Origin of the sequence: Burkholderia sp. Ax-1719 (genome assembly GCF_011753055.1) — a bacterium.
In the GTDB taxonomy this organism is placed as follows: Bacteria; Pseudomonadota; Gammaproteobacteria; order Burkholderiales; family Burkholderiaceae; genus Paraburkholderia.
Genome location: NZ_VWWJ01000023.1, coordinates 138,071 through 144,847, shown reverse-complemented (window position 1 = coordinate 144,847; position 6,777 = coordinate 138,071). Strand labels below are relative to the sequence as shown.

The window sequence follows — 6,777 nt, the reverse complement described above, 5'->3', positions numbered from 1 at the left end:
CCGGCGGCAGCGCATTGCGCCAGTCGCCGCGCGCCTGGCCGGACAAGCCCTTGACCTGGCGGTCGAGGCGCGCCGCCAGCGCGAGCCCGCGTTCGAGCGTCGCTTCGCTCAGACGCGAGAGCGCCGGCCCGATCAGCCGCTCGCGCGGCCCCCAGACCCGGTTTTCGCGCAGCAGCACGGCCAGCGGCTTGCCCGCCGCCACGCCGCGCTTGATGCGCAGCAGCGTGCGAACTTCTTCGACGACGGCCCACAGCACCAGCACGGCGGCTTCGCCCTCGCCTTCCAGCCCGTCGAGCATGCGCGCGAGGCGGCCAACATCGCCGGTCAGCATGGCTTCGTTGAGCTTGAACACGTCGTAACGCGCCACGTTGAGCACCGCGTCGTGAATCTGCTCGAAGCTCAGCACGCCTTGCGGATACAGCAGGCCAAGCTTCTGGATTTCCTGGTGCGCGGCGAGCAGATTGCCCTCCACGCGCTCCGCGACGAACTGCAGTGCGCGCTTTCCGTCTTCGCCCGGCGCCACGCGCTGGCCTTGCTGCGACAGGCGCTGGCCGATCCAGTTCGGCAACGCGGCGCGCTCGACCGGATCGATCTTGATCGCCACGCCGCTATCCGCCAGCGCCGTGAACCACGCCGACTTCTGCGTGACCGCATCGAGGCGCGGCAGCGTGACGAGCGTCAGCACGTCGGGATTGGCGCCGCCTTTCGCCGATGCCGCGAGCGTCTTCAAGGCGTCCGCGCCTTCCTTGCCCGGCTTGCCGGACGGGATGCGCAACTCGACCAGTTGGCGGTCGCCGAACAGCGACATCGACTGGCTCGCGCCCAGCAGCGCGCTCCAGTCGAAACCGCGTTCGACCGTGAATACGGAGCGATCCGTGAAGCCAGCCGCACGCGCGCTCGCACGGATGCGGTCGCACGCCTCCTGGGCGAGCAGATGCTCGTCGCCGTAGACGACGTACAGGCTGCCCATCCCTCTGGCGAGGTGCGGCTCAAGTCCGTCCAGTCGCAATTGCATGGCGTGCCTGCTAGAGAAACAGAAGTAAAGACGAAGCGCTGATTACAGCGGCGGCGGCGGCAACGGCGCGCGCGGCGCGACGCCCGGCACCACCTGATCCGGATTCGGATGCAGCGTCTTGAGGATCGCGAGACGGCGCGTGAGCTGATCCACCGCGTCGTTCTGCATATCCGCGAACAACAGGTTGGCTTCGTTCACCTTTGCCGTGGAGTACTGGTCGCTATACGTCATCGCGCGATTCAGCGCGATCGTGCTCGGCTGGATCAGCGGCGAACCGTCAGCCGCCGACAGCGCGTAGTTCAGCGAATAGTTGACCTGGTATTCCTCGACTTCACCCAGCGAGCTCAGCGTGAGCGTGCTGAAGCCGCGCGATTCGGACACGTGCAGCACGGCATCGGCGTTCGAGGTGGAGTCGACCACCACCGAATCGCTGCCGCCTTCGATCATGCGCGTGAGGCGCGCGGTCACGGGCGCCGGTGCGCCGACGATGGCGAGCCGCTTGAACGCGTAGTTCTGCTGCCCACGCAGCTGGAAGCCGCACGCCGAAAGCATCAGCGCGCTGCTGGCCAGTAACAGGAACGATCTGCGAATCACATGGACTCCCTGGTTCGCGACAGATTCGGAACGGCGGCGCGGTGCGGCCCCGGGGACCGCGACGCGCCGCCAATACAACACATCAGTTTGGTGATGCTCGATGACCGGCGGGGATCAGACCACGACGTTCACGAGACGGCCCGGCACGACGATGATCTTCTTCGGCTCGCGGCCTTCCGCGAACTTGACGAACATCTCGTGCGCGAGCGCAGCCGCTTCGATCACGTCCTTCGGCGCATCCTTGGCGACCGTCACCGCGCCGCGCACCTTGCCGTTGATCTGCAGGACGAGTTCGATTTCAGCCTGTTCCAGCGCCTTTTCGTCGACCTTCGGCCACGGCGCGTCGAGCAGCGTGCCGAATTCGTCGGCGTAACCGAGTTCCTTCCACAGTTCGAACGTCAGATGCGGCACGACCGGATACAGCACGCGCAGCAGCACGCCGAAGGTCTCGCGCTTGACGCCCGCGCCCGCTTCCTTGGCGCCGTCGATGGCGTTGAGCATCTTCATCGCCGCCGAAACCACCGTGTTGTACTGCAGACGCTGATAGTCGAAGTCGGCTTGCTTGAGCACGCCGTAGACTTCGCGGCGCAGCGATTTTTCGACGTCCGTGACCGTCGCCGCGTCGAACGAGGCGCGCGACTTGATCGCTTCCGCGTTCGCGTAGCCGAACGACCAGACGCGACGCAGGAAGCGGCTCGCGCCTTCCACGCCCGCGCCCGACCATTCGAGCTGCTGCTCGGGCGGTGCGGCGAACATCGTGAACAGACGCGCCGTATCCGCGCCGTACAGGTCGATCAGCACCTGCGGATCGACGCCGTTGTTCTTCGACTTCGACATCTTCTCGACGCCGCCCAGCACCACGGCCTGGCCGTCGGTATTGAGCGTCGCGCCAACCGGGCGGCCCTTGTCGTCGTGCGTCACCGTCACGTCGGCCGGGTTGTACCAGGTCTTCTTGCCCGCCGCGTCTTCACGGTAGAAGGTTTCGTTGAGCACCATGCCCTGCGTGAGCAGGTTTTTGGCCGGCTCGCTGAACTTGACCAGACCGAGGTCGCGCGAGACCTTGGCCCAGAAACGCGAGTACAGCAGGTGAAGAATCGCGTGTTCGATGCCGCCGATGTACTGGTCCATCGGCATCCAGTGGTCGGTGCGCTCGTCGACCATGGTCTTCGCGTCCGGCGCGGCGTAGCGGTAGAAGTACCACGACGAGTCGACGAAGGTGTCCATCGTGTCGGTTTCGCGCTTCGCGTCGGCGCCGCAGCTCGGGCACTTGCAGTTCAGGAAGGCTTCCGACTTCGCGAGCGGGTTGCCCGTGCCGTCCGGCACGAGGTCTTCCGGCAGCACGACCGGCAGGTCGGCTTCCGGCACCGGCACGTCGCCGCAGCTCGGGCAGTGGATGATCGGGATCGGCGTGCCCCAGTAGCGCTGGCGCGAGATGCCCCAGTCGCGCAGACGCCACGTGACCTGCTTGTCGCCGTAGCCTTGCGCCTTGAGGTCCGCTGCAACCGCGTCGACCGCCGCCATGTACGACAGGCCGTCGTACTTGCCGCTGTTGACGGTGACCGCACGTTCCTTGTCGCCGTACCACTCCTGCCAGCCGTCGAGCGAGTAGGTTTCGCCTTCGACCGCGATCACCTGCTTGATCGGCAGATTATATTTTTGCGCGAACGCGAAATCGCGCTCGTCATGGCCCGGCACGCCCATCACCGCGCCTTCGCCGTAGCTCATCAGCACGTAGTTGCCGATCCACACCGGCACCTGCTCGCCCGTGACCGGGTGCGTGACGGTGAAACCGGTGGGCATGCCCTTCTTTTCCATCGTGGCGACATCGGCTTCGGCGACGCTGCCGCTCTTGCATTCTTCGATGAACGCCTGCAGTTCCGGCTTGTCCTGGGCGAGGCGCGTGGCGAGCGGGTGCTCAGCGGCGACTGCGCAGAAGGTCACGCCCATGATGGTGTCGGCGCGCGTGGTGAACACGCGCAGCAGCTTCTTCTCGCCGTCCAGCTCGTACGGGAAACCGAAGTTCACGCCAAAGCTCTTGCCGATCCAGTTCTGCTGCATGATCTTGACGCGCTCGGGCCAGCCGAGGCCGTCGAGGTCGTTCAGCAGTTCATCGGCGTACTGGGTGATACGCAGGTAGTACATCGGGATTTCGCGCTTTTCCACCAGCGCGCCCGAGCGCCAGCCGCGCCCGTCGATCACCTGCTCGTTGGCGAGCACGGTCTGATCGACCGGGTCCCAGTTCACCGTGCCGGTCTTCTTGTACGCGATGCCCTTTTCGAGCATCTTCAGGAAGAACCACTGGTTCCACTTGTAGTAGTCGGGCTTGCAGGTGGCGATTTCGCGCGACCAGTCGATCGCGAGACCCATCGACTGCATCTGGCCCTTCATGTACTCGATATTGCTGTACGTCCACTGCGCCGGCGGCACGCCGTTGGCCATCGCGGCGTTTTCGGCGGGCATGCCGAACGCGTCCCAGCCCATCGGCATGAGCGTGTTGTAGCCGTTCATGCGCAGATAGCGGTACATCACGTCATTGATCGTGTAGTTCCGCACGTGGCCCATGTGCAGCTTGCCCGACGGATACGGCAGCATCGAGACGCAATAGAACTTGGGCTTGTCGGCTTTTTCAGCCGTCCGGTAAGCGTCGCTGGCACGCCATTCGCCTTGCGCGGCGGATTCGACGTCGGAGGGAACGTATTTTTCGAGCATGGTGTGGATGGGAAAACGCAGATTCGGCTAGAACGGGCCTGCGGCGGCATGCGGGCGTCGCCTTTTGGCGTCTGACGCAGCGGACCGGCCCCACGCTCCGACGATGGTCGGGCGCGACACGGGCAGGGCCCCGTTTTTACAGGGAAACGCTGATTATACCGTTGACTGGGTCGCGCTCTCCGCTGGCTTTTCGAATGGCGCGAATTGGGGAAAGGCGCTGGCTGTGCGCGCGCAGGCCGCGGCGTTGATTGCCCCGCTCAATGTTGCGTGGCGGGCGGCGGATCGGTGACGAAACCCAGCCGCGCAAGCCCCGCCTGCTGCGCCGCGCCCATCACCTGGGCGATGACGTCGTAGCGCGTCTCGCGGGCGGCGCGCAGTTGCAGTTCGGGCTGTTGCGCTTCCGGCTGCTTGCCTGCATCGGCGAAGCGCTTGCGCAGATCGTCGAGCGAGATGGGCTGGGCGTTCCAGTAGATTTTGCCCGCCGCGTCGATGGACAGCGTGACGGTCTGCGGCGTCTGCTGCGCGGTTTCGGCGGCGACTTTCGGCAGATCGAGCCGGATCGCGTGCGTGAAGAGCGGCGCGGTAATGATGAAGATGACGAGTAGCACGAGCATGACGTCGATCAGCGGCGTCATGTTGATTTCGGCCATTGGCGCCGAATCGCGCTTCTTTTCGAGTCCGCCGAATGCCATATGCGTGGCTCCCGGGCGTCAGATCGCGCCGGCGCGCGTCACGCCTTCGCTGCGCGCGGGCATCGTGGGTTGTGCGAGCATGCGCGGCGCGGCGCTTTCTTCGGGCGCGCTCGCAAAAGCGTGCAGATCGTGCGCGAAACCGTCGAGATCGTCGCCGATCTGGCGCGCAAGGCGACCGAGAATGTTGTAGGCCAGCACCGCCGGAATCGCCACGACCAGTCCGAAAGCCGTCATGATGAGCGCCTCGCCCACCGGCCCGGCGACGTTTTCGATCATTGCCTGCCCGCTCGCGGCGATGCTGCCGAGCGCGTGATAGATACCCCAGACCGTGCCGAGCAGCCCGACGAACGGCGCCGTGCTGCCCACGGACGCCAGCAGCACCTGGCCAAATTCAAGCCGACGCTGCGACGCCTGGAGCGCGCCGCGCAGAGCGCGCAGCACGCGCTCGTTGCGATCCACCCGGGCGAGGAGCGCACCTGCGGCATCCGTTTCGATCACCGTCAGCGCGGCCTGCGCGAGCGGCAGGAATACGCGTTCGCGGTCGATCGTGCGCATCGCGCTCACGCCGTCCGCGAGCGACTGCGCCTGCCAGAACCGCGCAACGGCGCGCGGCCCCTGGCGCTTTGCGCGCACGAGCACCCAGCTTTTCACGATCAGGAAGCACCAGCTCGCGACCGACATCGCCAGCAAGACCCACGCAACCGCATGCGTGACGGCATCGCTCGACTGCAGATAGTGGATGACTCCGTTGCTCGCTGCCATCGGACCTCGCGTGGTGGTTGAATGCCCGGCAAGGATGCCGGGCTCATGGCCGGATCAGGCTCGGTGCTGACTTCAGTTCAGACCGAGCACGTCCTGCATATCGTACAGGCCGCTCGCCTTGTCCTGCAGGAACAGCGCCGCACGCACGCTGCCCTGCGCGTAGGACAGGCGGCTCGACGACTTGTGGGTGATCTCGATACGCTCGCCGATCCCGGCGAACAGCACCGTGTGGTCGCCCACGATATCGCCGCCACGAATCGCCGCAAAGCCGATCGTCGACGGATCGCGCTCGCCCGTCACGCCTTCGCGGCCATACACGGCGCACTCGTCGAGATTGCGGCCCAGCGCCTTCGCCACGGCTTCACCCATCGCCAGCGCCGTGCCCGAGGGCGCGTCGACCTTGTGGCGGTGGTGCGCTTCGATGATCTCGATGTCGTAGCCCTTGTCGAAGAACTGCGCCGCGTATTCGAGCAGCTTGAGCGTCACGTTCACGCCCACGCTCATGTTGGCCGCAAACACGATGCCCACCTTCTGCGCGGCCGCGCCAAGCTGCGCCTTCTGCTGCGCGTCGAAGCCCGTCGTGCCGATCACCATCTTCACGCCGTGGCGCTGGGCGGCTTCGAGGTGCACGAGCGTGCCTTCCGGACGCGTGAAGTCGATCAGACAGTCGCTTTGCGCGAACACCTGCTCGATATCGTCGGTGATGCGCACGCCCGTATCCTTGCCGAGGAACGCGCCCGCGTCCTGGCCGATGGCGGCCGAACCCTTGCGCACCAGCGCACCCGATAGCGTGACGTCGGGGGTATTCAGAACGGTTTCGATCAGCATGCGGCCCATGCGGCCCGACGCTCCGGCGATTGCGATTTTCATGACTGTTCCTGCGAAGGTGAGGCCGGCAGCCCTGCTCACGAGACCCATCCGTTTGCCGGACGTTTTCGGGATAGTTGCTGCCAAGGATAGACGCTAATCCGTCTCTACAAACGAACGCGGCGGCCCGAAAGCCGC

6 protein-coding genes are annotated in these 6,777 nt (G+C 65.7%); all 6 read right to left on the bottom strand.

Annotated features, from left to right (window positions below):
• The coding region (gene holA, locus F3J17_RS29255) for a DNA polymerase III subunit delta (protein ID WP_167067554.1) at nt 1-1,015 on the bottom strand (1,015 nt) is incomplete at its 3' end.
• A gap of 42 nt (nt 1,016-1,057) precedes the next feature.
• Nucleotides 1,058-1,609, bottom strand: a complete 552-nt coding sequence (lptE, locus tag F3J17_RS29250; RefSeq protein ID WP_167067552.1) for an LPS assembly lipoprotein LptE — start codon at nt 1,607-1,609, stop codon at nt 1,058-1,060.
• Nucleotides 1,610-1,723: 114 nt separating this feature from the next.
• Complete coding sequence (gene leuS, locus F3J17_RS29245; RefSeq protein WP_167067549.1) at nt 1,724-4,318, bottom strand: leucine--tRNA ligase; 2,595 nt, start codon at nt 4,316-4,318, stop codon at nt 1,724-1,726.
• 257 nt (nt 4,319-4,575) lie between these two features.
• Nucleotides 4,576-5,010, bottom strand: a complete 435-nt coding sequence (locus F3J17_RS29240) for a biopolymer transporter ExbD (protein WP_167067546.1) — start codon at nt 5,008-5,010, stop codon at nt 4,576-4,578.
• A gap of 18 nt (nt 5,011-5,028) precedes the next feature.
• On the bottom strand, nt 5,029-5,772 hold the full coding sequence (locus tag F3J17_RS29235; RefSeq protein WP_167067544.1) for a MotA/TolQ/ExbB proton channel family protein: 744 nt from the start codon (nt 5,770-5,772) through the stop codon (nt 5,029-5,031).
• 72 nt (nt 5,773-5,844) lie between these two features.
• Entirely contained in the window at nt 5,845-6,642 is a 798-nt protein-coding gene (gene dapB, locus F3J17_RS29230; RefSeq protein ID WP_167067541.1) for a 4-hydroxy-tetrahydrodipicolinate reductase, read from the bottom strand.
• Between the last annotated feature and the right edge of the window lie 135 nt (nt 6,643-6,777).